Source organism: Paenibacillus solanacearum (genome assembly GCF_910593845.1).
GTDB classification, from domain to species: domain Bacteria; phylum Bacillota; class Bacilli; order Paenibacillales; family NBRC-103111; genus Paenibacillus_G; species Paenibacillus_G solanacearum.
In genome coordinates, this window is record NZ_CAJVAS010000029.1 from 1 (window position 1) to 24,867 (window position 24,867).

The window sequence follows — 24,867 nt, forward strand, 5'->3', positions numbered from 1 at the left end:
TAATGTAAACTTCACGGGCACAGCGTATCCTTCAACTTGCTTGGCTTTTACACATTTCAATGTTTTTCTTTAACTGGCTCGTCAGAAAGACAATGCCAAAAACTGATTTTTCACCACACTTTTAGGGCAATTCATAGTTCGGCTGACCGAATGAATACGGCTCCCTGATTTCAGGGAGCACTTTGTGCAGCTTATCCTCATCCATCAACGGGCTACCGAGATGCCGAGATCGCGTACCGTCACATAATTTCCCACAATCGTCCGATAATTTGTCCGCATTGTTTTGTTACTTTAATAACGCGGGGATGACGCCTCCCCAGACAACAATTCATTCGTGAAGGAGTGCAGTGAAAATGAAAAGATTAAAAGTGTTGACCGCTGGGTCGGTATTGTTGACGATGGTGCTTGGAGCAAGCGGTGCGGCGCTGGCCGAAACGGCCCAGCCCGCCGAAGTCAAGCTGGAAGCTCAAGCTGCGACGACTGCCGTCAAGGCTGCGACCGTGATGGTACGCTCCGCGGGCATGCTGTTCAGTCCTGTGCATGAGCGCAAATATATGCAGCTGCTCGTTCAAGCGTACGCCCCGGAAAGCGCGGCGCAATGGAGCGCGGCGCTGGAGGAGCGCAAGCAGGTCGAGAGCGAGATGTCGAAAACGCTGGAAAAGCAAGTTATACTGAAGACAGACGCCGCTCCGGTGGAGGCCGTCAAGATCCGGAAGGTGGACGGGACGAAGGAAGAAGCGGGCGCTACCGACAGCATCCGGCTGGAGATCAAGGAAGGCGGCGAGCTGCATATGTCTCCTGCCAAGACAATCGCCGCCGTCGGCACAGTTAAGAAGGAACTTACGGAGAGCATGAAGCTTCAGGACGAGTTCGCCAAGGCGGTGGAATCGGGCGATGCCTCGGCGATACAAGCGCTGCTGCCGAAGCTGCTCGACGATTATACGAAGCAGACAGCCGAAATGAAACAAGCCGCAGAGAAGATGAAGACACAGCAACCGGAACAGCAGTAAACTCGGCCCGCATGCTGTACAAGCTGCGGCGCACGGATGCAGGGGCGTTTGCTTTGCGCGGCGCCCTTGTTCCCGAGAGACAACGGAGGGGAAGAAGGATGTATCGGATATTTCTGGCGGAGGATCAGGCCGATTTGGCCGAGGTGCTCACCGTTTATTTGCATAACGAGGGCTGGCAGGTGCGTTCGTTCCTGGAAGGCGAGTCGGCGCGCGCAGCGATTGCGGAGCGGCCGGACCTGTGGATCCTCGATATTATGCTGCCGGGCGTCGACGGCTATCAATTAATACGCGAGATTAAAGCGGATCAGCCCAAGCTGCCGGTCATTTTCATTTCGGCGCGGGATGCGGACATCGACCGGATCGTGGGACTGGAGCTCGGCAGCGACGATTATATGGCCAAGCCGTTTCTCCCCCGCGAGCTGGTCATTCGCACGCGCAAGCTGCTGGAGCGAGTGTACGGCGCGGAAACCGAGCCGAGCGCGCATCCGTGCCGGCCGTATACGCTGGATGAACGGTCGCGGCAGGTCAAGGACGAGAGCGGGCAGCCGATCGAGCTGACAAGCAAGGAGTTCGAGCTGTTGATGTACTTTACACTGCGCGCGGGCCAATTGCTGGAGCGCGAGCAGGTGCTCGCGGCGGTATGGGGCAGCGATTATTTCGGATCCGACCGCGTGGTCGACGATCTGGTGCGGCGGCTGCGCCGCAAGCTGCCGCTGCTGCGGCTGGAGACAGTATACGGATTCGGATACAGGATGGTGAAAGCATGAAAAATTGGCCCGTCGCCGTAAAAATATGGGGAGTATTCGCTTCGATTACGCTGAGCATCTTTATTTTGCTGGCGGTCTTTTTGCCGTGGACGTTGAAAGGGTTCTTTACCGATCAAATTTACGATCTGCTGCTCGATTCGCAAGCTTCCGTGCGCTTCGAGGCGCAAACGCTGCCGGGCATTGCCCTTTCAACAACAACGGTGGCGGCGCCTGTTACAGCAACAGTGGACATGACCAAGCCGGTTATGATTTTACCAATTACCCCGGTGGAGAAAACGATGGACCCAGCGCAGGAGCCGGCGGCGCAAGGAACAACTGCCGTGAAGGAAGTGCGTATCGGGAAGCTGGACGAGGTTGTGAGCCTGCAGGAGACGAAGGCCATGTCTCAGGCAATTTCGGCAGATGGACAAACGATCCGTGTGGGGAAAACGGAAGCGCAGCCGGCGAGGACGTTGACCATCGGGATGGCCAGCGCGCTCCAGCCTCCCGAGGGCCCGGTGGTCCAGCATATGCTCATCATGGGATCCGCGGAAATAAGCCGCTCGGAAGCGGCGCTCCCGCAAACGTACGTGGATGCGATCGAGCAGGATGCACATTTGCAGCAAAGCGAAGTGCAGAAATATTCACGGAACATCGACAATAAAACGATCTTTTACGTTATCCGCAAGGAGGAGCTGTCCGGAAAACCGGGCTATGTCGTGTCCTACTCCTGGGGCAACTACCGCAACGATCTCGTGTACACGATGTTCGGGCGGCTGATGCTGCTGATGGTCGCGCTCATCTTGTGCAGCTGGCTGCCGTGCCTGGCGCTGGCCAAATATTTGACGCGACCGCTCGTACAGATGGAGCGCCATGTCGGGCGCATGTCCGAGCGCGATTGGCACGAGCCGCTGACGACGAAGCGATCGGACGAAATCGGCCGTCTGGCGCGCGCGATCGAAACGATGCGGCTGCGCCTCGTGCGGCAGGACAAAGCGCAGCAGTTTTTCCTGCAAAACATTTCCCATGAGCTGAAGACGCCGGTCATGGTCATCCGCAGCTACGCGCAGTCGATTATGGACGGCTTATTTCCGAAAGGCAGCCTGCAGGAGAGCGTCGAGGTCATCATGAAGGAGTCGGACCGGCTGGAGAAGCGCATTCGCGACCTGCTGTATTTGAATAAATTGAACTATGTTTCATCGCGGGAAAAAAAGCTGCAGCCCTTCGAGCTGAAGCCGGTTATCGAGGATGTGGTGGAGCGGCTGCGCTACCGGCGGTCCGATATCGATTGGGCGATTGAGGCGGATGACGGTACGACGATGTGCGGCGACCGGGAGCAGTGGGGCGTCGCGCTGGAGAACTTGCTGGATAACCAGCTGCGCTACGCGAAGGGACGCATAACGATCGAAGCGCAGCTTCCGGCGGAGCAAGCGGGGACAGAAGCAGGGCAGCCGTCCCTGCCGGCTGTCCGCATCTGGAACGACGGCCCGCCGCTCGACGAACAGGCGGCCGCCGAGCTGTTCGAGCCGTTTCGGACCGGCGCGAACGGGCAATTCGGGCTTGGGCTGGCCATCGTCAGGCAAATCGCCGAGTATCACCGGATGACGGCCCGGGCGGTCAACGAGCGCGGCGGCGCCGCATTTTATCTGGAACCTTCAGGTTAAACGGCAAAGTGGATGAAAGGGCTGCGGCACCGGCTGCGGCTCTTTTCAATTTTGTTGAAGAAAATGCGCGCGGTTGGTGTTATACTATTACCCGTTGACGGGTAATAAGACGAGTCGTGCTGTGCATCGTCTGTCCCGTCGCTTCGCTTGCGCTCATGACAGCGGTATTCCCGTTCGCTTTTATACGGCTTGTAGGCGAAGGGCGGCATTTTTTCAATCGTTAAGGAGGTTTTATTGGAAGATGTGGAAAGATTTTAGAGCATTCGCACTGAAGGGCAATGTGCTTGATTTGGCCATCGGGGTCATTATCGGAGCCGCTTTCGGCAAAATCGTATCCTCGCTCGTCAACGACGTCCTGATGCCGATGCTCGGCCTGCTGGTCGGCGGTCTCAACTTGACGGGACTCCAGTTTACGTTCGGCGGCGCGGTGCTGAAGTATGGCGCGTTTTTGCAGACCGTGCTCGACTTCTTCATCGTCGCGTTCTCGATTTTCCTGTTCATCAAAGCGCTGCACAAATTTAAACGAAAAGAAGAGGACAAGCCTGCGGCGCCGCCGAAGCCATCCAAAGAAGAAGAGCTGCTCGCGGAAATTCGCGATTTGCTCAAGCAGCAGCAACAGTCGCGGTAAGAGAACGAGTTTCTCTTCCGCCTCCTTTTTTTGCCATGATGTTTCACGGCGATGACAGCCGGGCAGCGTAAGCGGTCTCCTTGAGGCTGGCCGGTTTAGGCTGAAGGAATCCGCATTTCCGTTATGTTATAATGATGTCAAACGATGCAAGGGACATAACGGATGAAAGGCGGGTTGCCTGCGATGAACGAACGAATGAAACGATTGTATTCCCTGTTGGAGACGGAAGCTTTGGATGCCGTGTTCGTCACGCTGCCCAAGCTTATTTATTATTTCACCGGCTTTTACACGGAACCGCATGAGCGGTTCATGGCGCTCGTATGCCCGCGCGGCGAAGAGCCGCTGCTTGTCGTGCCGCTGCTCGACTATGAGAAGGCAGCGCAAAGCGCGAGTGTAGACCGCATCGCTGCGCTGGATGACACGGACGATCCGTTCGCGGTGCTGCAGCGCCATCTGAAGGGCGGCATGAAGCGGATCGGCATTCAGGAGGATCATTTGAGCGTGAAGCGGTATGTCGGCCTCATGGAAGCGACCGGGGCGGAGCAGGCAGTGCACATCGAGCGCGAGCTGGCGCAAATTCGCGTCGTGAAAAGCGACGAAGAGGTGGCCTCCATCCAGCGTGCCATTCGCTGCATCGAAGACGTTCTGCATCAGACGCTGCCGCTTGTAAAGCCTGGGGTGACGGAGCTGGAGCTTGTGGCGGAAATGGAGTACCGGATGAAGAAGCTCGGCGCGGACGGCCCCTCGTTCGATACGATGGTGCTATCGGGCGCCAAGACCGGTCTGCCGCACGGCGTGCCGGGGAAGGAGCCGGTTCGGGAGGGCGAGCTGCTGCTGTTCGACGCAGGCGTATTCGTAGACGGCTACGCCTCGGACCTGACTCGAACGTTCGCCGTCGGCGATGTCGGTGACAAATGCCGGGACATCTACGACGCCGTGCTGCAGGCGAACGAGAAGATGATTCAGGCGGTTCGTCCGGGAGCCTCCTTCGCCAGCCTCGATCTTGCGGCGCGAAGCTGCATTGAAGGTAGAGGCTACGGCGAATACTTCATTACCCGGGCAGGCCACGGATTCGGCCTCGAAATTCACGAATACCCGTCTATCCATGCGCATAATGCCGATCTTCTGCGCGAAGGGATGGTCTTTACAGCGGAACCGGGCATCTACATCCCGGGTGTGGGCGGCGTTCGGATTGAAGACAACGTCCTGGTCACGAAGGAAGGCGCGCTTGTGCTGACCTCGTTTCCGAAGGAGCTGACCGTCATCGGCGTGTAGACGCCGGACGGCTTATGGCGGGATGCCGGCGGAAGGCTGGAACGGACGATGAACAAGACCGGCGGGATGCCGGCCATCGTGCCCGAGCGGCGGTGCGAAGGAACGCTGCGTGCCGTCTGGCACGGCTGCCGGTGCAAGCGCATGGCGGCTTCGAGCTGGCGCCGGGCGGAGTCAGCTTCGGCGGCTTCCGCAGCAGCATCTATTATAGAAGAAGCGCATGCTGAGTCCAGGGATCGGTACGATCCGAGAGGACGCAGCATACGCTTCTTTTCGCCGCTTTAGCCTTTGTGCAGCAGCTCTTTCAACTGTTTGATCTGTTTTCTTTCCCCTGCGATAACCAAGGTCATGTCCGCGGCCAGCCTGTCGTCCGGGCCGGGATTGATTTTCTGTCGATGCTTCTGGACAAGGGCCAGGATGGTGGCGCCGGTTTTCGGCCGCACCTCCAGCTCCGCGATCGATTTGCCGACGCAATGAAAGTGCGGCTCCACTTTGCACCATTCGATAATCAATTCATCCAGCGCCACGTCGATCGTCTCCAGCGCCTTCGGCTTGTAGGTCATGCCGCCGATGATCGCCGCAGTCTGCCGCGCCTCCTCGTCATCGAGCGTAATGCTGGAGACCGTCTCGTCCGGATCGTCCTCCGCGAAATGGTACAAATCTCTTCTGCCGTCGTCATGAATGACAATGACCAGCTTATCGCCGGATCTCGTGTCGATTTGATATTTTTTTCCGATCCCCGGCAGGTCGGATTCCCGAATCGTACTCATCCTTTAACATCCTCCGTTGCTCTTTCGTTATTTTTAAGCCTTTCCTTCGGTTCGCTCCATTTGAATATGAGATTTAATCCGTTATATATCAATCTGGACTCTTTCGCGAGCAATGGCCCTATAATAGCTAATACTAACACATACAGAGCGGAAAAGGGTTTCAATTTCGGCAAAAGTCCAGCGGCGATGCCCAGATTCGCGACAATAATGCTGAATTCTCCCCGCGCCATGACGGTGAGGCCGATATTCAGCGAAGCTTTATGCGACAGTCCGGCTTTGCGTCCTGCAATCATGCCGGATATGACATTGGCGGCGATCGTCAGCACGACGGCTCCAAGCGCAACCCAGGCGGCGTTGCCGAGCGTGAGCGGATCGATGCCGAGGCCGAAGCTGAAGAAGAACACGGCGCCGAAAAAATCGCGGAACGGGATGACGAGATGCTCGATCCGTTTGCTGTGCTCCGTTTCCGATAAAGCGAGGCCGAACAGGAGCGCGCCGATCGCTTCCGCCACATGCAGCTTTTCCGAGAAGCCCGCGATAAAAAATAATGCGGAAAAGACGACGATAATGAAAATTTCATGCGAAGCGATATTCAATAGCTTGTTAAGGACCGGGGGTCCTTTGCGCGCAATAACGAAAAACAGCAGCATATACCCGATTGAGATGGCCACGGATAACAGAACGCCCCCGACGGAAGTCGCTCCGCCCAGAAGCAGTCCCGACATGACGGAGAGAAACACGGCCAGAAAAATGTCGTCGAACAAGATCATGCCGAGAATCAGCTCGGTTTCCGAGTTGCCGGTTCGCCTTAGCTCCACGAGCGTTTTGGCCACGATGGCCGTCGAGGATACCGAGAGCATGCCGGCGATGATCAGCGTTTCATAGATCGGAAAATTAGCGATGAGACCGTAGGCGAAGCCGATGGTGAAGTTCATAATGACGTAGACGGATCCGCCGAAGACGATGTTGCGGCCGGACTGGATCAGCTTTGAAACCGAAAATTCCAACCCAAGGTAGAAAAGTAAAAATAGAACCCCGATTCTTCCGAGAAATCCGATAATCTCCTGACTCTCAATAAAGGTGAAGTCAAATATGCCGATGGTCGGTGCGTGCGGGCCGACCAGCATTCCGAGAATGATTAAAAACGGAATGATGGAGAGCTTTAATTTTCCTGCCAGCACCGAAACGATCGCAATCAGGAGCAATGCGGTTCCCACTTCAAAAATCATATGATCCATACAATGTCTATCCCCCCTCGTCTAAATTGGAAATACCCCTTAAGTATACATGATTATGTATAAGTAACCAACCTGGGCGCTACAATGTCCAATGATTTCCGTCTGTTCGAATCCGCTCGTTTTTGGCGAAAAATCCTTTTTTTCGGACAAGACTCGCTTTCATTAGATCGGAGTAGTTCATGTGCCGTGTAAGATAGAAGCTCTGCAGAAAATAATAAAAATACAAAAAAATGTATTGGAAATGCAGTATCATTGAAAAGGCTTCGCTCAAAAACTTTTCTTATAGACTAGCGGAACATGTCGTGATAAGATGAATGCAGTCATTTTCATAGCATTACCAAATCGGACAGGCGACGGGTTGAACATCCGTCATAATAGGGAAACCGGTGAGAATCCGGTACGGTCGCGCCACTGTAAGCGAGGAGCCTCCGCATGAGCCACTGTTTCGCAAGAAACGGGAAGGCAGCGGAAGGCGTCGATGCGCAAGTCAGGAGACCTGCCCGTTCGAGAACACCCCGGGAACCTACGCGATATAGGGAGGTGTGAGAACGTCGGCTGTCATGGCCGTGCCTTGGCGTCAGAATGCGTTATTGCGCCGACGGCTTCGGTTTTTCGTTTCGGCATCCTATCCATACGATCGCAGGCATCTTCCAATTCGGGGGATGCCTTTTTGGCGCGCCCTGCTCGGCGCGAATCTATGAAAATGATCATATCAGAGACAAGAGAGGGAGAAGCGAGAAACATGGGCATCGTTCGTACTTGGAAACGTTCGTTCCATCTGCTGGCGATCGGGCTGCTGCTGGTCGCGCAGCTCGTAAGCGGCATCGGCGGCTTTGCCGGAACTGCGGCTGCAAGCGGGCTTCCGTCCGGCACGGAGTCCGGTCAGGAGACGCGGAAGATAACGGTTCCGCAGGCTATAGAGGAAGCGTCCGCCTGGATCGCCAATCATTGGGACGTTACAAATAAAGACATGAGAGACTGGGACGCTTACGCGCTGCATGCGGCAGGCAAGGCGCTGCCGGATACAGACGGCTATTTGAAAGCAGCGAAAAGCCAGGCTGCAGCGCTCGGGACACAAGCGCTAGTGACCGACTACGTCACCTTGGCGCTTGGCGTCAAGGCGGCGGGAGGAGATCCGGCATCGCTCAACGGGATCAACTTGATCGAGCGGATATACAATCATCCGCAGCTCGACAGGCAGGGAATGAACGGGGTTATTTATGCCTTGCTCGCGCTGAACAGCGGATCGTCCCCGGTTCCGGCCGACGCCGTCTGGACGCAGGAGAAGCTGGTCAACCGGCTGGTGGCCGGCCAACTCCCGCAGCAGGGCTGGACACTGGAAGCCGGGGGCAAGAGCGATCTGGATTTGACTGGAGCGGCACTCTGGGCGCTTGCGCCTTACCGGGACCGGGCCGACGTACAATCGGCCGTAACCCAAGCGTCCGCTTGGATCGCGTCGAAGCAGTCGGGCAACGGGGACTTGAATACGGACGGCGGCGGGGTCGCTAACACCAACACGCTGGCATACATCATTCTCGGACTTTCCGCGCAGCAAATCGACGGTAGTACAGGAAGCTTTCAACATGTATACGGAGATTTATTGACCGCCTTGTTCCGCAATTATAACGCGGACGGCGGATTCGGGGTGGCCAACGGGGCGGCGTCCGACCACGCGGCGACGTATCAGGCGCTGCTGGCGCTTATTGCATACAACGCGCTGACCGGAGGAAAAGGCGGAGAGTATGAGGTTCCGCTGTCTTCGGAAGGCAACACGCAGCCGAAGGCTTCGGTATATGTTCATATCGAATACAAGGACACGACGCTTGCCGAGGGCGACCTGTTGGCGGAAACGCCGCTTGAAGCGCTGCAATTGCTCGCTGCGGCGAATCAGCTTCCCGTCGAGACGTCGGACGACTTCTTCTTCGACGTGACGAAGATCGGTACCGTATCGAAATACGTATACGGCAGCGCCTACGACTACTGGGCCTTCAATATTAAACGCAACGGCAAATGGACTAACGATTATCTCTGGAAGGACGTTAAGCTGCAGGACGGCGATGAGCTGGCCATTTTCTACGGGCCGTACGATGCGTTCAAGCTGCTGGCGGACATTTCGCTTACGCCGGTCGATCCGTTTCCGGGCGAGCCGTTCCGCGTCGCGGTGACGCAGATTGAAAATTTATACGGCGATCCGCTGGAAACCGTAGCTGCGGCCGTTTATGTGCAGGTCGGAGAGCAGAAGGTATGGACAGGTGCGCAGGGCATCGCCGAATTCCCGAACGGGTATACGGCGGAGGATAAGCGGCTTGTCGTCACCGGGCCGCTTGTCAGCGGATATCCTACCGTTCTGCGCGGAGTCAAGCGCTTGACGTTGGACGATAATCCGGGCACGGTTCCGGGAGGACCGGTCACCCCGTCGAGAACGATGACGATCAGCGTGGCAGGCGATGAGAAGCTCGGAACGATCCTGTCTTCGCAGTCGCTGGACTGGCAGAGCGGCGATACGGCGTTTACCGTGCTCGTTCGCGCGCTTGGCGCGGTACGGGTAGAGTCGAAGGGCAGCGCATCGAGCGCGTACGTAGTCGGGATCGACGGCTTGCGCGAGTTCGATAAAGGCTCGAAGAGCGGATGGATGTACGCGGTCAACTGCTCATTCCCGACGACAAGCGCGGGGAGCTATAAGGTCAATATCGGGGACCGCATCGACTGGCGCTATACGAAGAACGGCGGCGACGACGTGAAGGCGGCGCTGAGCGAATCGTGCACGCCTCCGCCGGGCACCGGCACGGCGCAGACGAACCTGAATGCGGCGAGCGAGCTGGACACGAACCTGGCGCTCATTCCGATCGGTTACGCCAACACGACTCCGGCGGATCCGAAGGTGCAAACGGTGCGGGTGTTGAACGGCAATCAAAAAATGACCGATGCCGAGAGACAAAAGCTGCGGCAAACGCTGGCGGCCAACAAGGTGGCGCTGGATCGTTCCTCTTCGGCGGGAGACGCGGCCGAATTGGCTGACGAGAAGGAAGAAGTAAGGCTGCGCGTTCCGGAGAGAGCGCTGCTCGAAGACAAGCAGCTAACCATTCGGGAGCTGGATGACGATGCGGAGCGCGAGGAACTGCTCTCCTCCATCTACGAATTCGGTCCAAGCGGGATGACATTCGATTATCCTGTCTATATCTCGATCCGCACAGCGCTGGATGCGGAAGATCTGACCCAGCTCGCGCTGGTGTGGCTGAACGAGCGGACGTCGCAGTGGATACCGATTCCGGCGGTGATCGACGCCAGAACCGGCGTCGTTACGGGGATCGTCGATCACTTTACGAAGTTCGCCGTGATCGATAAGAGCATGCTTGCCCAGCGGCCGCCGGTCGATGAAGTCGGCAAGGCGATTGACAAAGCGGTCCAATATGTGCGCAGCCATGAGGCGGAGCTGTCCGATTGGGAAGCATACGCGCTGGCGATGGCAGGAGTTCGGGTCCCGTCCGCTTATCTGGCTTCTGCGGAAGCGATGCTGAAGGAGAAGAACGGCAAGCTGCGGAACGTGACCGACTATGAACGGCTGGCTATCGGGGTCCAAGCGGCCGGCGGCAACCCCGAACAGGTTGCAGGCTATAACCTGATCCAGGCGATCGTGACTAGCGAGCGCATGACGGCGCAAGGAACGAACGGCCCGATCTTCGCGCTGACGGTGTTAGGGTCGGGGACATACCGTCTGCCGGCAGACGCCCTTTGGAACGAGGAAGCCTTGATCCGCTGGCTGCTGCAAGCGCAAAATAGCGACGGAGGCTGGCCGCTCGACCGCGGGGATGCATCCAACCTGGACTTGACGGGGATGGCGCTGGCGGCGCTCGCGCCTTACCGGGACAACGCCGAAGTGAAGGCTGCGATCGGCAAGGCGCTCGCATGGTTGTCGAGTGAGCAGCAGGCTAGCGGCGGTTACCGGCTCGGCGGGCAGGAAAATAGCGAGAGCGCGGCGCAGGTGCTGCTGGCGCTTGTCCGTCTCGGCATTCGCGCGGACGATCCGCGGTTCGTTAAATCGGGCCGCACGGTCGCTGCGGAGCTGCTCAGCTACCAGCAGGAAGACGGCGGCTTTGCCCATATGAAGGGCGAAACGTCCGGCAGCATTGCGACGGAGCAGGCGCTGCTCAGCTTGGCGGCCCATCAGGCGGCCAAACCGGCCGCGATGCGTACCGCCACGCAGCAAGCCTTCACGGATGCGGCCGACATCTCGCCTTGGGCTGCCGAATACGCGCAGAAAGCGCTGCGTTACGGCTTGATGGACGGGGTCAGCGAGAAGGAGCTGCGGTTCGCTCCGCAGGAGAAGCTGACGCGCGCGCAGTTCGTGGCGATGACGTTGAGACTGATGGGCACCGCTCCGGCCGCTGAGGCGAAGACGGCGTTCAACGACGTGGAGACCGGCAGCTGGTACGCCGGCTACGTGGCCAAAGCGTCGGAGCTAGGCATCGTCGGCGGCATGACGGAAGAATCATTCGGTCCGGACCGGAGCATGACGCGGCAAGAGATGGCGCTCGTGCTGTCCAGAGCGTTCGGTCTGCCGAAGAATGCGGAGCAGTCCGCACCGTTCGCTGATCTGAACGAGGCGTATGAAGCGGCGGTTCCGGCGATTCGCAGCGTGTTCGCAAGCGGCTATATGGAAGGCGACGACCAGAACCGATTCCAGCCTGCGGCGACCGTGACCCGAGAGATGGCGGCGGCCGTTATGGTTCGCGCGTACGAGCAGCGAAAGCAATAATCAGGTTTGCGGAGGGCACCGAGGGTGCTCTTCGCTCTGTTTAGCCGCCGAAAGGCGCTGTGCAACAGGTCCTGCCATCACAAGCAAGGACAAAGACATGGGAAAATAGGATTCGGGTATTATGAAGACCGGTAATCGCCGTCACGTCTTGAAGGAGGAATGTATATGCGTCGAACGCTCAACGGAACAGTGTGGCTACCGGCGGCTTGGATCGCGCTAACGGTTGCGCTCAGCGCCTGCGATGCGGGAGGCTCCGGAGCCTCTACCGCCTTGCAGCCGGCCGAGGCGAAGACCGAAGCCCCCTCGGGGTCCGCGCAGCCGGGCAGCGATCATCAGAGCGTAACCCATCCGGGGATGTCGCCTGCACAAGGGATCGCAGGCGGGCCGGACCGCCCGGCTGCCGGCGCTTCGCAGCCGGACGCATCTGAGCCGAAGCCGGCGGCTCCGTCCGCGGCGACACACAGCGGCGCGAATGCGGAAGCCGGCGGCTCGGCGCTGTCCGGCTCGTCCGCAGCGCCGGCTTCGTCCGCCCAGGCAAGCTCCGGCTCGCCTGCCGCCTCGCCGCAAGCGGCCTCGGGCGCGGCACTGGCCGAAACGGCCCAGCCGCCGGCACCGGCGTCGGCCGGCGCGCCGCCGCAGGCTGCCGCCTCGCCACCCGGCATCGCTTCGGCTTCCAATGCTGCGGCGCCGGAGGCTGCGGCGGCGAATCCGGCAGACGCGCCAACGCCGCAAGCGCCACAGAACCCGCCCGCTGCTTCTGCTCCTGCGGCCCGGCAAGAGACCCAAGCGACTTCCATCTCCATTCGCATCGTAGGCGACAAGGAGAAGGGGACGATTTTGGATACCGTACAGGTCGAGCTGCGGGAAGGGGATACGGCGCTTGACGTGTTGAAGCGGATCGCCAAGGAAAAGAAAATTCAGCTGGAGACGCGGGGCTCGGGCAAGAGCAGCTATATTGAAGGAATCGCCAATTTGTACGAGTTCGACAAGGGGGCGAAGAGCGGCTGGCTGTACCGGGTGAACGGCAAATTTCCGAATGTCAGCGCCGGCGCCTACGCCCTGAGCAAGGGAGACCGCATCGACTGGCTGTATACGCTGAATCTGGGCAAAGACGTCGGCAAAGAAGCGGACTCATAACGAAGGAGGAGACGACGCGTGAATACCGGCTTTCGTTCGCTGCACCCGCTGCCCTGCTTCCTGTACTTCGCCGGCGTTATGCTGCTGTCGATGCTGCTGCTGCATCCGCTCTTTCTCTCCACGATCCTGCTGCTGCTTGTCGGACTCGGATTTCTGTACGACAAGCCGGCGAAGATGATGCGAACGCTGCTGGCGGTTGCGGCAGCCGGGCTCGTGCTGCTCGTCGTCAACCCGCTGTTTTCCCATCGCGGCGAACATATTTTATTTTATATGGGCGAACAGCCGATCACGCTCGAAGCGGTCCTGTACGGCGGAGTCGTATCGCTCTCCACGATGTCGCTGCTGCTCATGTTCGTCTCTTACCAGCGGGTCATTACGAGCGACAAGTTTCTGTATTTGTTTTCGTTCCTGTGGCCCAAAGGCACGCTTGTGACGATGATGGGGATGCGCTTCGTGCCGCTGCTGCGCCGCCGGCTGCACACCATAACCCAGGTACAGCGGACGAAAGGGGTCAGCGTGCTGCACGGACCGCTGAAGAAACGCGCGCGCGACGGCATGCTGCTGCTGCAGGTGCTGCTCACCTGGTCGCTGGAGGAGGCGCTGCAGACCGCCGATTCGATGAAAGCGCGAGGCTACGGCCTCGGTCCGCGAACGGCCTATACCCGTTACCGCATGCAGGCGCGCGACTGGGCGGCGACAGGCTGGATCGTGCTGCTCGGCGCGGCGTGCGCGGCCGGCCGGCTGGACGGCTACGGTTATCTCGTGATTTATCCGACGCTTGAGCCGATCGGACTGTCGGCTGCCGAGTGGCTCGAGTACGGCCTGCTTGTACTGTTTCTCGTTACGCCCGTCTGGTTGGAAGGAAAGGAGTGGCTGCGGTGGCGTTATTGGAAATAACCGATTTTACCTTTACATACCCGGATAATACGGAGCGAACGCTGGACGGCGTCCGGCTTGCCGTGCGGCAAGGGGAGTTTGTCGTGCTGTGCGGCCCGTCCGGCTGCGGCAAAACGACGCTGCTGCGCAGCTTGAAGAGCGAACTTGCGCCGGTGGGGCGCAGGGAGGGCGAGCTGCGCTTCATGGGCAAGCCGTTTCACGAGCACGACCCGTATGCTTTGGCCAGACATATCGGCATCGTGCAGCAGGATCCCGATAACCAGATCGTGATGGAGCAGGTGATCGGGGAGCTGGCGTTCGGGCTTGAAAATATCGGCGTTCCGACGGAAGCGATGCGGCGGAGAATTGCCGAGATGGTTCATTTCTTCGGGATGGAGGACTGGCTGTACCGCAGCACGAGCGTGCTGTCCGGCGGGCAAAAGCAGCTCGTCACCCTTGCCTCCGTGCTGCTGCTTCAGCCCCGCTTGCTGCTGCTCGACGAGCCGACGGCGCAGCTCGATCCGGTCGCTGCCAAGGAATTTTTGCAGCTGCTGCGGCGGCTGAACGAGGAATTCGGCCTGACCGTGATCATGACGGAGCACCGGCTCGAGGAGCTGCTGCCGATGGCGGACCGGGTCGTCGTGCTGGGAAGTGAGGGCCGGATTCGCTATGACGGTACGCCGCGAGGGCTTGCAGGCAAGCTGGCGGACGGTGAGATGGGCGAATATTTCGATTACATGCCCTCGCTGGTCAAGCTTGCCGTGTCGCTGGAGGATCAAGGCCGGATGCCATCGGGGCCGGGGGATGCTCCTCTCTTGCAGCAGCGCCTTCCGCTGTCGGTCAAGGAGGGGCGCGCCTGGCTCGACCGCTGCCTGCCTGCCGTCCATGACCGCGAAGCGGATGCGCCGAGGAAGAACGTGCGCCAGCCGTGGAGCGGCGGCGCTAACGATGGCGCAGCTGCGGCGGTGAAGCCGCTGCTGGAGTGCCAGGGCGTCCACTTCCGCTATGACAAGAGCAGCCCGCTAATCGTCAAGCAGCTGGATTTTGCGGTGTGTACGGGCGACTTTACGGCGATTGTCGGCGGCAATGGGGCGGGCAAGTCGACGCTGCTGCAGCTGTTGGCCGGCCTGCTGCGCCCGCAGCTCGGCACCGTGAAGCTTGCGGGCAAGCGGATGGAGGCGGTGAAGGAACAGGAGCTGCGGGAGCGCATCGGTTATTTGGCGCAAAATCCGCTCGCCTATTTCCTCCACGATACGGTCGGGGAGGAGTTGCAGCGGGCTTTGCGGCGATCGCGCCACCCGGACGCTTTGCAGCGGATGCAGGCGCTGATCGAGCGGTTCGGGCTGCAGCCGCTGCTGGCGAAGCATCCGCACGATATAAGCGGAGGCGAACGGCAGCGGGCGGCGCTGGCCTGCGTGCTGCTTGCCGGGCCGGAGGTGCTGCTGCTCGATGAGCCGACCAAAGGGCTTGACCCGGTAATGAAGCAATCGTGGGGCTCGCTGCTCGAGGAGCTGCACCGGGACGGGCTGACGATCGTGCTTGTGACGCACGATATCGAATTTGCGGCGCAATATGCGAAACGCTGTGCGATGCTGTTCGACGGCGCGATGACCGCCCTAGGGCCGCCGTCCTCTTTTTTCAGCGAGAACTACTTTTACACGACGACGATCAACCGGATCGTCCGGGACCGGTTCCCGGAAGCATTAACGTATAAGGATGTGCTGGACCAGTGGCCCATACCCGTATCGCTTTCGCCATAACGGCCGTGTTGTTTCTGGCCGCGATGGGCTTTATGACCGCCGTGTCCGACGATCAATATTTGCTGATCAGCCTCGCGCTCGTGCTCGCCTCGATGCTGCCCTTCTTCATCCGCTTCGAAGTCAGGAAGATGCAAGCCCGCGAAATCGTGCTGATCGCGGTGATGGCGGCTATCGCCGCGGTCGGCCGGGTGCCGTTCGCGCCGCTGCCGAGCGTTCAGCCGACAAGCTTCGTCATCATCGTCTCGGCGCTCGTGTTCGGAGCGGAGAGCGGCTTCATGATCGGGGCGTTCGCCGCGCTCGTGTCCAATATGTTCCTCGGGCAAGGGCCGTGGACGCCGTGGCAAATGTTCGCGTGGGGGATGATGGGCTGGACGGCCGGGCTGCTCAACCGGGGCGGCCTGCTAAGCTCCAGCCGCTGGCTGCTATTGCTGTTCGGCGCCGGATGGGGCATGCTGTTCGGCTGGATCATGAACTTTTGGCTCGCTGCAGGCTTGTTGTCGCAGCATGATTGGGAGGCGATCGCCGCGCTCTACGCGTCCAGTCTTTATTTTGACCTGGCGCATGCCGGCTCCAACGTGTTTTTCCTGCTGCTGTTCGCCGCATCGTGGATCAAAATATTGCAGCGGTTCAAACGAAAGTACGGCCTGTTGCAGCCAGACGAAACCCTCTGAACGTTTGGTTCAGAGGGTTTTTGCGCATGTGGACCATGAAGCGTGGCGAAAAAAAGAAAAGATTCGAACCCGCGAACGGGCCGAATCTGATGGACTGAAGTGTGTGCACAGAGGTTACTTATCGCCGTTCCACGAGAAGCCGATGGCGTTCAAGAACGCCTTGGCCAGCGTCATGTGGCCCGTCATGTTCGGATGCACCCGGTCCCAAGCGAGCGTAGCGGGGTAAATATGCTCCAGCACCGGGGCGAACGCTTGCTGCGTATCGACGAACACGGCCTGATGGTCGGCAGCGACTTTTCTCACGACCTGGCCGTATTGATCCATGGCGGCGCGCATCAAGTCGCTCGCGTTCGGCTCGATGTAGAATGGCGTCATCAGGATGAGCCCTTTCAGCGAAGGCTTTGTCCGTTCCACCAGATCGCGCAGCGTTTGCTCGTATTCTTCGATATATACGTGCTTCTCCACGACTTGCGGCAAATCGTACTGGCGCCACACATCGTTAATGCCGATCATGATCGACAGCCAGTCCGGCTTTTGGTCGATGACATCGGTTTGCCATCTTGCGTTCAAATCGCGTACCGTGTTGCCGCTGATGCCCATATTGACGACGCGGATCCCGCGCTCGGGATAGAACGATTGCAGGAAAGAATTAACGAGCGACACATATCCGTTGCCCAGCGCGTCGGTTCGTCCTTCGCCTTCCGGTTTTTTTCTGCCGCAATCCGTAATGGAATCGCCGATCATGACGAGTTTATCTTTTTTTTGTAGCAGCAAGGTGGTTCATCCTCTCGAAGAAGTTTGGTTTCGACATAACTATTTCTCTTTTCATTCGCAGATTCCTTTTCGTTTTTGTTACAATCCGGCAGAAATGTGGCCGGGAGCAGCATCGTGATTCGTTCATCTAATCGTAGCCTTACAGTACATCCATTTGGGCGCTTCGAATCAAACGGCGTTTCGTGTATGATAGTCGTACGGCCGAGCGGGGCCGAATGAAGCGTTAAGCGGAGAGAGGGCGAAGGATGATCATCCGGTACCTATCCGAAGCGGAATACACGGTGTCGGGGCTTACGATCGATAACTTGTCGGCGCAGCGGTTTTGCATATTCGATTTTGAAGCGACCGGACCGGATTCGGGCGAAGATTACATTACGCAGATCGGCGCGATCTTGATCGAGCCTGACGGCACAACGTCCGAGCGCGCCTTCACAACGGTTGTCCGTGCGCCGAAACGGATACCGGAAGCCATCGAACGGCTGACGGGGATTACGAATGCCGTCATGGCGGACTCGCCGGCGTTCTCCGAGGTGTACGGCGATTTTGCGGACTTTGCCCAAGGGACCGTGCTGGTCACGCAGGCGGGCTACGAGTTTGATTGGCCGCTTCTTCAGCGGGAATGCCGTCTGAATGGTCTGCCGCCTTTTACGAATCCGATGATCGATACGAAAGCGTTGTTTACGTACTTGTATCCGGAAGTCGAAGACATCGTATCGACCAACTTTTTGATTCGATGGTTCGGGATCGACGATACCGACATCAAGAGGCATGACGCGCTCGGCGACAGCGTATTGATCGGAAGAATCTTCGTCGCGTTGATGGACGAGATGCGGCGCAGACAGCGGAACGGCATTCAATGGCTTGAGCCCATGAGCGTGAAGCGGATGAAGCTGCCGCCCTTGCTATAGACATGAAAGCTGGAGGGGACGAAATCTGAAATACATCGAGTTCGGGATCGGCAACCGCTGGCTCGTTCGCACGGAAACCGAGCTGGAGGACGGCAGCGAGACGGAGGCAAGGGGCATCGTGCGACCCATCCTGTATCATTCTTTTTACTTTCGGATCTGGGTCGGCAAGACTGTATGGATCTGGAGCTCCAAGGAAGGCTTCAAGAAAACGGCTAAGTCCAGACATGCGTTCAAGCTGATCTTCGGGATTGTAAGTGATCTAGAGCGTTGAACGGATCGGGGCGGTTTCGATAAAATACAGTCTAGTGCGCAGCGGAATACGCTACGTGAAGCGAAGGGGGCCGGTTCGGGAGACCGGTTTCTTTTTTTGCAGGCAGGGAGACGTAGCAGGGAATGAAAATTCATTTGGACAAATGCTTATATCGGAACAAATGATTGAAATTTACTTGTTTCCGTTTTAAAATGAAAGCGCAAACATGAAGGTGCTAACTGCTGGCCCCACGTCATCTGAAACCGAAAGCGAGGTGAAAAAAAGGCGCAAAACGAACCGGCATGAGGCTGCGCTATGCAGCATGGCCTGCGGCAGCCCGTCGGCTTGCATGAAACGCACGGAAGCGGAAATCGGATCAAACATTCGAAGGAGGTTTCTTCATTTGCCCAAGTTACATGTGCAGTTGAAGCGAAGCATGGCCGGAGCGCTCGCGTTATGTATGATCGCAATCGCTCCGCAATCCGCCTTAGCCTGGGGCGGCGTAGGTACGCGCAACGCCAGCTTAACGAACAGCAACAGCTCCGGTCACGGCAAAATTACGATGGACGCCTACAATGATTCCCGTGCCTCAGCGTTCAAAACCTACATGAATTCGATTCCCGACACAGGCTACGGGACTATGTCTTCGCGATTGCTGCGGTTCGTCGCGGAAGCGGATGTGGCCGACGAGAAGAAATGGGTCGCTGAGCTGGACGACGCCGGGAACCCGGATGTACCCATTGCGATCAGTATTTCGGAAAATGCGACGAATGACAGCGTCATTCACCTGGCAGGACACGCGGTGACTAGCATGAAAAACGACGTGCGTCTGCACAACGCGACGGAAATGCTGCGGGTGGCGATCTATTGGAAGAAGCTTAATCAGAAGCCGGAGCTGCAGTTCAGACTGCTGGCCAACGGCGTGCATCTGGCGCAGGATTATTTTGCCCATCTGAACGGCGGGCGGGATTCCGGCATGCCGCATGGCATCAACTCGGCGCTGAAAGTCGATGACAACGGGGACGGCATCGCCGAGTCGGCGGTAGGCGACGGCAATGTGATGGACAGCCTGAACTGGGATAATCATTCCGATCATAACAGCGGGCTGCCGTACGTTCTGCGAATCGCGGACGCGTTCAATGTATCGTACTGGCACAAGGACACGAACTGGAACAACAATTACCGCTACAAGCAGTCCAAGGAATTGAGCATCAGCTATTTCAATGCCTTCATGTCCGAGACGGAAGCCGACTTTGTCAAATCGCTGGAGCAAGGCTTTGTCGTTAACGGGAGCACGACGACCTACATCAATTTCTTCGGCAAAGTGGTCGTCGACAATACCGACAGCAGCTTCGCCGCCTTCGATTCGGCATGGTCCGCGTCGACGAGCGGATCGGGATACTGGGGAACGAATTACGCTGTCGACGGCACCAGCGGGGCGGATGCTTCGACGCGATGGGCGAAATTTTCAACGCCGGATTCCAGCTCCTGGTATACGTTCCGGCCGGGCCGGTACGACATCTACATGAGATGGCCGGCCGGCGCGGACAGGCCGGATGCCGCTCCGCTGGAAATTGCGTATAACGGCGGCGTCGATACGACCAAGTCGGTGAATCAGAAGGTGAATGGCGGCCAGTGGAACTTGATCGGCAATTACAATTTGGCCGCAACGGGCGGTTATGTCAAGCTGCTGGCTACGGATGCGGGGAATACGGCTGCCGATGCGGTGATGTTCGTCAAAACCGCGGACAACTTCCCGATCGCAAGCGCGGCGTATTCCAGCTCTCATGAAGGCTCGGGCTGGACGTTCGCCAATATGTACGACGGCATCCGTTCCTCCGTATCGGGGAAATTAGGCTGGAGCAGCCAAAACAATACTTCGGCCAACCATACTGAATGGTTCACGGCCGATCTCGGCAGTGCGAAGACGATCAGCCGGGTCGATCTGTACCCGAGAAACGACGCCACCCGCGTCGGAGACTGCTTCCCGATCGATTTTACGATCGAAGTGTCGGCGGATAACGTCAACTGGACGACGGTCTCGACGAAGACGAATTACGCCAAGCCGGGGAATCAGGCGCAAAGCTTCACGTTCGCGCCGCAATCCGCCAGATATGTCAAAATTAACGGAACGAATTTGAGGACCGATCAATACGGCGCTTACCGGATGCAGTTCGCCGAGATCGAAGTGTTCTAATCGCTCGATAGGTTGCGGTGCAGAGCAGCCTGGACATGGATACGTGTTCAGGCTGTTCTTTATTTTCTTGCGGAGCGAATACCGCGTGCGCTCGCTGCTTTCAAAAGACAGGCGAACAATTGTTCTTGAAAGGCGCGGGGAATCGTGTTAATATTTGGATATTATGGAATCTGTGGAGGAGGGATTTCGATTGCTGCGCCAACCGGGCGATACTATAAAAGCCGTTTTCGTGCAAGCCCTTGAATCGTTCACCGATAAGCTGAAGAAGGACGATCAGGTGATTGCCGCCATACTGATGGGCAGCCTGTCCTATGACGAAGTATGGGAGAAGTCGGACATCGATTTGAAGCTGATCGTTCATGAACAGAAGCTGGTCAAACGGTATGTTTGCTTTACGGAGAACGGCATTCCGATTAACGCCAGCATCGATTCCCGCAACGATTTCAAGCGATGGGTGGAGAAGTCGGTTCAAGGCTCCATCAGCCATTCGATGCTTGTGCGCAGCACGCTGCTGTTCGCCAAAGAAGAAAGCATCCGGGACTACTTCGCCGATATCCGTTATGTCGGAGAGCGCGACAGGCAGCTCCAGCTGCTGCAGCTCGGCTGCTTTGCCCTGGGCAGTATGGCCAAAGCGGAGAAATGGCTGTGCGTGAAGCAGGACTTTACATATTGCGCGTTCTGGATGATCAAGATGATCGATGTGCTCGCCAGAATCGAGGTCATCTTGAATAAGGAGGTGCCGATGCGGGAGGCGGTACAGCAGGCTGCCGTCTACAACCCGGCATTTTTTGGGAGCGTATACACGGGGCTGGTGAACGAGACGGTGAATGAAGCGAAGGCGGAGACGGCGCTTCGCCTCATTCAAAGCTATCTGGAAGAACGAACGGAGATGCTGTTCAAGCCGATCCTCGACTACTTGAAGCAGGAGGCGGACGTTCGTTCTTTGACAGAGATGACCGACAAGCTGTCTGCGGTCGTCCATCTGGACGGAGGCATGCTGTTCATGGCGTGCGATTGGCTGGCCGAGCGCGGCTTCATCATGAAAACGTCGGTACAGGAGGCAGCGACGCCCAAAAGCCGCATTGCGCTGGAGGAGCCGGCATATTTGTACGAAGACGACGAGATCGAATAAACGTCATTGGAGCGACCAGAGCTTCGCTTGAAAAATTGTCAGACAAGAGATTTCGAAGCGAGGACATTGTGATTATGCGCAAGATCCCGATCATGCGCGTAATGATCCCAATCGTAGGAGTGAGCCGGAAGCCGTGAAGCATTATATTGAGGTCAGAGGGGCAAGACAGAACAATTTGCGCAATATCGACGTGAATATACCGAGGGACAAGCTGACGGTCGTTACCGGCGTAAGCGGCTCGGGGAAATCGTCGCTCGCCTTTGAGGTGATATACGGGGAAGGGCAGAGGCGCTTTCTCGAATCGCTGTCCACCTTCGCCAAGAGCCGGATGAGTCAGATTAAGAAGCCGGATGTTGATTTCGTATTCGGATTGTCCCCGGTCATCGCGATCGAGCAGAAGAAAGGCATCGTCAACCCTCGCTCGACCGTAGGGACGATGACGGACTTGTACGATTTCATGCGGCTACTGTTTGCTTCCGCCGGCGATGCATGCTGTCCGTTCTGCAGTCATCCGATTCCGACGAAGACCGTCAACCAAATGATCGACCGGCTGCAGTCGCTGCCGGAAGGGACGGAAGTTGAAGTGCTGGCGCCCGTATTCAAACTGTACGGCGAAGATTATGAAACGCTGTTCGACGAGATCCGGGCCAAAGGCTTCCGTACCGTCAAGCTGGACGGGCAAGTACACAGCCTCAGCGACAATCTGGAGCTGGAGGAAGAGGCGGACTGCGAGATCGAGGTTGTGGTCGACAAGATTGTGGTCCAGCCGGGCTTGTCCAAGATGATGCTCAAGACAATCGAGAACAGCTTGAGTCTGGTCGGAGACGGCTTCATTCGCTTTGTACTCGCCGGGGATGCGGATGGTACCGTAGCGGAGTCGTTTTACCGCGGCTTTGGCTGTCCGGCGCATCAGATTACGATGGGAGAGCTGCAGGCCCATTACTTCTCGTTCAACGATCCGAACAGCGCTTGCCGCACATGCGGCGGTCTCGGCACGTTCATGCGCACGGAACCGCGGTTTCTCGTGAAAAATCCGGAGAAGAGCATCACCAGGGGCGCGCTCGACACGATGCTGCTCAGCTCGAATTCGACGTGGACGCACCGCAAAATCATGTTTCACAGCATGGCGCTGCATTTCGAGTTCAGCCTCGATACCCCGTTCTGTGAGCTTCCGGACAACATTCGGAATATGCTCGTCTTCGGCACAAAGGGGCAGAAATTCCCGATCGTTCACCCGGAGGAAGCGACGAACGTCCGCAGCCGGTTTAACGGCAGACTGGTCGGCTACGGCGGCATGGTCAACGACGTGAACCGGTGGTACAAAAACTTCGTCAAGAAAAAAGTGTCCGGCGGCGCGCAAGAGGAGTTTTTCAAGCGGGTGATGGTCGAGCACGCTTGCCCCGACTGCGAGGGCAGGAAGCTGAAGCAGCAGCGGTTTTGCGTCACCGTCGGCGGCCGCAACATTCACGAGCTGTGTACGATGCCGCTTCAGGAGCTGAGAAGCTTTCTGGCCGAAGTCTTGTTCCCGGCAGAGAAGGAGCAAGTCGGCCGGCAAATCGTCCATGAAATTACGAGCCGGCTGGGGCTGCTCATCGACATTGGACTCGAGTATCTCAGCCTCGGCCGCCGCTCCGATTCCATCTCCGGCGGCGAAGCGCAAAGAATCCGGCTGTCGACGCAGATCAGCTCGGGACTGATGGGTATGCTGTACGTGCTCGACGAGCCGAGCATCGGTCTGCATGCCCGGGACAGCGTACGCATTGTCGACACGCTGAAGAAGCTGCGCGATATCGGCAATACGATCATCGTCGTAGAGCATGACATCGACACGATCAAGAGCGCCGATTATATAATCGAGATCGGTCCCGGCCCGGGCGTGCACGGCGGCCAATTAATCGCGCAGGGAACTGCTGCGGAGCTGCGGGACAATACGGATTCGCTCACAGGCTCGTTTCTAGCCGGTTACCGGAGAATCGACCTGCCGCTCAGAAGAAGACCGTCGAACGGCTCCTCTCTTGTGATCAAGGGGGCGAGGGCGAACAATTTGCGCAATGTCGATGTCGCCATCCCGCTCGGCGTGATGGTTTGCGTGACCGGCGTATCGGGCTCGGGCAAGAGCACGTTGATCAACGAAGTGATGTATAAGCAGCTGTGCGCGGTATTTCAGGATGCGCGGGTCGTGCCCGGCGAGCATGATGCGCTGGAAGGCCACGAATCGATCTCCAGCGTCATTCATATCGATCAATCGCCGATCGGGCGCAGCAGCCGGTCCAATCCGGCGACGTACGTCGGATTTTTCGACCGTATCCGCGAATGGTTTGCGGAGTCGCCAGCCGCTGCCGAGAAAGGTCTCGGCAAGAACGACTTCAGCTTTAACCATAAGAACGGCGGCCGCTGCGAGCATTGTCAGGGCGAAGGGATCGTGACGACGCAGCTGCAATTCATGCCGGACATCGAAGCCGTCTGCCCGGCTTGTAAAGGCGCGCGCTTTAACAACGACGTGCTGGAGGTGCGGATTAAGGGCAGGACGATTGCCGACGTGCTCGAGATGAGCATCGAGGAAGCGATGACATTCTTCGAAGATCAGTCTTACATCCTCCATAAGCTGAATGTGCTGAATCAGCTCGGCCTCGGTTATTTGCGGCTCGGTCAGTCGTCGACGACGTTGTCGGGCGGGGAAGCGCAGCGGATCAAGCTGGCGACCGAGCTGGGCAAGATCAAGCGCGGCGCGCATAACTTGTATATATTGGACGAGCCGACGACGGGCCTGCATTTGCAGGACATCCAAAAGCTCATCGATTGCGTGAACCAGCTTGTCGACGCAGGTCACACCGTACTTGTCATCGAGCATCATCTGGATATGATCAAGGTGGCGGATCATATTATCGACATGGGCCCGGAAGGCGGCAAAGGCGGCGGTACGGTCGTCGCGCAGGGCACGCCGGAGGAGGTCGCCAAGGTTGCCGGCTCGCATACGGGGAAGTTTCTCCGCGGCGTGCTGGAGACGGATAACCGGTATTGGTAGGCGCACAAATCGAAAAGACACGACAATCCCCGCATCGTTTCGCCGATGCGGGT

19 protein-coding genes and 1 riboswitch are annotated in these 24,867 nt (G+C 58.0%); of the genes, 16 read left to right on the forward strand and 3 right to left on the reverse strand.

What is annotated here, in order from left to right; translation table 11 throughout:
* Window positions 1-353: 353 nt before the first annotated feature.
* The 6 genes from KXG62_RS23680 to KXG62_RS23705 all read left to right on the forward strand — a co-directional run bounded on the left by KXG62_RS23680 (window position 354) and on the right by KXG62_RS23705 (window position 5,605).
* Window positions 354-1,010, forward strand: coding sequence for a hypothetical protein (locus KXG62_RS23680; RefSeq protein ID WP_218094492.1), 657 nt, complete (start codon window positions 354-356; stop codon window positions 1,008-1,010).
* A gap of 98 nt (window positions 1,011-1,108) precedes the next feature.
* The gene (locus KXG62_RS23685) at window positions 1,109-1,777 is read left to right on the forward strand and encodes a response regulator transcription factor (RefSeq protein WP_218094493.1); all 669 of its coding nucleotides are present in this window, start codon (window positions 1,109-1,111) and stop codon (window positions 1,775-1,777) included.
* The gene (locus KXG62_RS23690; RefSeq protein ID WP_218094494.1) at window positions 1,774-3,420 is read left to right on the forward strand and encodes a sensor histidine kinase; all 1,647 of its coding nucleotides are present in this window, start codon (window positions 1,774-1,776) and stop codon (window positions 3,418-3,420) included. The genes KXG62_RS23685 and KXG62_RS23690 overlap by 4 nt, the downstream gene beginning before the upstream one ends.
* Before the next feature lie 241 nt (window positions 3,421-3,661).
* Entirely contained in the window at window positions 3,662-4,048 is a 387-nt protein-coding gene (gene mscL, locus KXG62_RS23695) for a large conductance mechanosensitive channel protein MscL (protein WP_218094495.1), read from the forward strand.
* Window positions 4,049-4,231: 183 nt separating this feature from the next.
* Entirely contained in the window at window positions 4,232-5,323 is a 1,092-nt protein-coding gene (locus KXG62_RS23700; protein ID WP_218094496.1) for a M24 family metallopeptidase, read from the forward strand.
* 48 nt (window positions 5,324-5,371) lie between these two features.
* Window positions 5,372-5,605 carry a hypothetical protein gene (locus tag KXG62_RS23705; RefSeq protein WP_218094497.1) on the forward strand — a complete coding sequence of 78 codons (234 nt, stop codon included), beginning with the start codon at window positions 5,372-5,374 and terminating at the stop codon, window positions 5,603-5,605.
* On the opposite strand, the gene KXG62_RS23710 is transcribed toward KXG62_RS23705, so the two are convergent.
* Window positions 5,602-6,090 carry a cation:proton antiporter regulatory subunit gene (locus KXG62_RS23710; protein ID WP_218094498.1) on the reverse strand — a complete coding sequence of 163 codons (489 nt, stop codon included), beginning with the start codon at window positions 6,088-6,090 and terminating at the stop codon, window positions 5,602-5,604. The two genes, KXG62_RS23705 and KXG62_RS23710, sit on opposite strands and share 4 nt — an antisense overlap.
* Window positions 6,087-7,328: a cation:proton antiporter gene (locus KXG62_RS23715; protein WP_218094499.1), complete on the reverse strand. Its 1,242-nt coding sequence runs from the start codon at window positions 7,326-7,328 to the stop codon at window positions 6,087-6,089. Before KXG62_RS23715 ends, KXG62_RS23710 begins: the two co-directional genes overlap by 4 nt.
* 331 nt (window positions 7,329-7,659) lie before the next feature.
* Window positions 7,660-7,846: riboswitch (cobalamin riboswitch) on the forward strand.
* A gap of 224 nt (window positions 7,847-8,070) precedes the next feature.
* Between KXG62_RS23715 and KXG62_RS23720 the strand changes: the two genes are divergently transcribed.
* The 5 genes from KXG62_RS23720 (at window position 8,071) to KXG62_RS23740 (ending at window position 16,528) form a co-directional block, all read left to right on the forward strand.
* Window positions 8,071-12,084 carry an S-layer homology domain-containing protein gene (locus KXG62_RS23720; protein WP_218094500.1) on the forward strand — a complete coding sequence of 1,338 codons (4,014 nt, stop codon included), beginning with the start codon at window positions 8,071-8,073 and terminating at the stop codon, window positions 12,082-12,084.
* A gap of 165 nt (window positions 12,085-12,249) precedes the next feature.
* Window positions 12,250-13,221 (forward strand): DUF4430 domain-containing protein, encoded by a 972-nt coding sequence (locus tag KXG62_RS23725; RefSeq protein ID WP_218094501.1) that lies wholly within the window; start codon window positions 12,250-12,252, stop codon window positions 13,219-13,221.
* Window positions 13,222-13,239: 18 nt separating this feature from the next.
* A complete protein-coding gene (locus KXG62_RS23730; RefSeq protein ID WP_218094502.1) occupies window positions 13,240-14,118 on the forward strand; it encodes an energy-coupling factor transporter transmembrane component T in 879 nt (292 codons plus the stop codon).
* Window positions 14,100-15,857: an ABC transporter ATP-binding protein gene (locus KXG62_RS23735; RefSeq protein ID WP_218094503.1), complete on the forward strand. Its 1,758-nt coding sequence runs from the start codon at window positions 14,100-14,102 to the stop codon at window positions 15,855-15,857. The genes KXG62_RS23730 and KXG62_RS23735 overlap by 19 nt, the downstream gene beginning before the upstream one ends.
* Before the next feature lie 23 nt (window positions 15,858-15,880).
* Window positions 15,881-16,528, forward strand: a complete 648-nt coding sequence (locus KXG62_RS23740) for an ECF transporter S component (protein ID WP_218094559.1) — start codon at window positions 15,881-15,883, stop codon at window positions 16,526-16,528.
* Window positions 16,529-16,642: 114 nt separating this feature from the next.
* Here the strand turns inward: KXG62_RS23740 and KXG62_RS23745 are convergent, their stop codons facing one another.
* Window positions 16,643-17,302, reverse strand: a complete 660-nt coding sequence (locus KXG62_RS23745; protein ID WP_218094504.1) for an SGNH/GDSL hydrolase family protein — start codon at window positions 17,300-17,302, stop codon at window positions 16,643-16,645.
* A gap of 245 nt (window positions 17,303-17,547) precedes the next feature.
* Here KXG62_RS23745 and KXG62_RS23750 point away from each other — a divergent pair, with 245 nt between their 5' ends.
* The 5 genes from KXG62_RS23750 (at window position 17,548) to uvrA (ending at window position 24,814) form a co-directional block, all read left to right on the forward strand.
* The gene (locus tag KXG62_RS23750) at window positions 17,548-18,210 is read left to right on the forward strand and encodes a 3'-5' exonuclease (protein WP_218094505.1); all 663 of its coding nucleotides are present in this window, start codon (window positions 17,548-17,550) and stop codon (window positions 18,208-18,210) included.
* Between the two features lie 25 nt (window positions 18,211-18,235).
* Window positions 18,236-18,481, forward strand: coding sequence for a DUF3977 family protein (locus KXG62_RS23755; protein ID WP_218094560.1), 246 nt, complete (start codon window positions 18,236-18,238; stop codon window positions 18,479-18,481).
* A 382-nt stretch (window positions 18,482-18,863) separates the two neighbouring features.
* Entirely contained in the window at window positions 18,864-20,657 is a 1,794-nt protein-coding gene (locus tag KXG62_RS23760) for a golvesin C-terminal-like domain-containing protein (RefSeq protein WP_218094506.1), read from the forward strand.
* A gap of 190 nt (window positions 20,658-20,847) precedes the next feature.
* Window positions 20,848-21,789 carry a nucleotidyltransferase domain-containing protein gene (locus KXG62_RS23765; RefSeq protein ID WP_218094507.1) on the forward strand — a complete coding sequence of 314 codons (942 nt, stop codon included), beginning with the start codon at window positions 20,848-20,850 and terminating at the stop codon, window positions 21,787-21,789.
* Between the two features lie 133 nt (window positions 21,790-21,922).
* The gene (uvrA, locus tag KXG62_RS23770) at window positions 21,923-24,814 is read left to right on the forward strand and encodes an excinuclease ABC subunit UvrA (RefSeq protein WP_218094508.1); all 2,892 of its coding nucleotides are present in this window, start codon (window positions 21,923-21,925) and stop codon (window positions 24,812-24,814) included.
* Window positions 24,815-24,867: the final 53 nt, after the last annotated feature.

What these genes read in the sequence shown, in the direction of transcription:
- KXG62_RS23680 (WP_218094492.1), top strand. Translation starts at nt 354, where the DNA reads ATGAAAAGATTAAAAGTGTTGACCGCTGGGTCGGTATTGTTGACGATG.
- KXG62_RS23685 (WP_218094493.1), top strand. Translation starts at nt 1,109, where the DNA reads ATGTATCGGATATTTCTGGCGGAGGATCAGGCCGATTTGGCCGAGGTG.
- KXG62_RS23690 (WP_218094494.1), top strand. Translation starts at nt 1,774, where the DNA reads ATGAAAAATTGGCCCGTCGCCGTAAAAATATGGGGAGTATTCGCTTCG.
- mscL (WP_218094495.1), top strand. Translation starts at nt 3,662, where the DNA reads ATGTGGAAAGATTTTAGAGCATTCGCACTGAAGGGCAATGTGCTTGAT.
- KXG62_RS23700 (WP_218094496.1), top strand. Translation starts at nt 4,232, where the DNA reads ATGAACGAACGAATGAAACGATTGTATTCCCTGTTGGAGACGGAAGCT.
- KXG62_RS23705 (WP_218094497.1), top strand. Translation starts at nt 5,372, where the DNA reads ATGAACAAGACCGGCGGGATGCCGGCCATCGTGCCCGAGCGGCGGTGC.
- KXG62_RS23710 (WP_218094498.1), bottom strand. Translation starts at nt 6,090, where the DNA reads ATGAGTACGATTCGGGAATCCGACCTGCCGGGGATCGGAAAAAAATAT.
- KXG62_RS23715 (WP_218094499.1), bottom strand. Translation starts at nt 7,328, where the DNA reads ATGGATCATATGATTTTTGAAGTGGGAACCGCATTGCTCCTGATTGCG.
- KXG62_RS23720 (WP_218094500.1), top strand. Translation starts at nt 8,071, where the DNA reads ATGGGCATCGTTCGTACTTGGAAACGTTCGTTCCATCTGCTGGCGATC.
- KXG62_RS23725 (WP_218094501.1), top strand. Translation starts at nt 12,250, where the DNA reads ATGCGTCGAACGCTCAACGGAACAGTGTGGCTACCGGCGGCTTGGATC.
- KXG62_RS23740 (WP_218094559.1), top strand. Translation starts at nt 15,881, where the DNA reads ATGGGCTTTATGACCGCCGTGTCCGACGATCAATATTTGCTGATCAGC.
- KXG62_RS23750 (WP_218094505.1), top strand. Translation starts at nt 17,548, where the DNA reads ATGATCATCCGGTACCTATCCGAAGCGGAATACACGGTGTCGGGGCTT.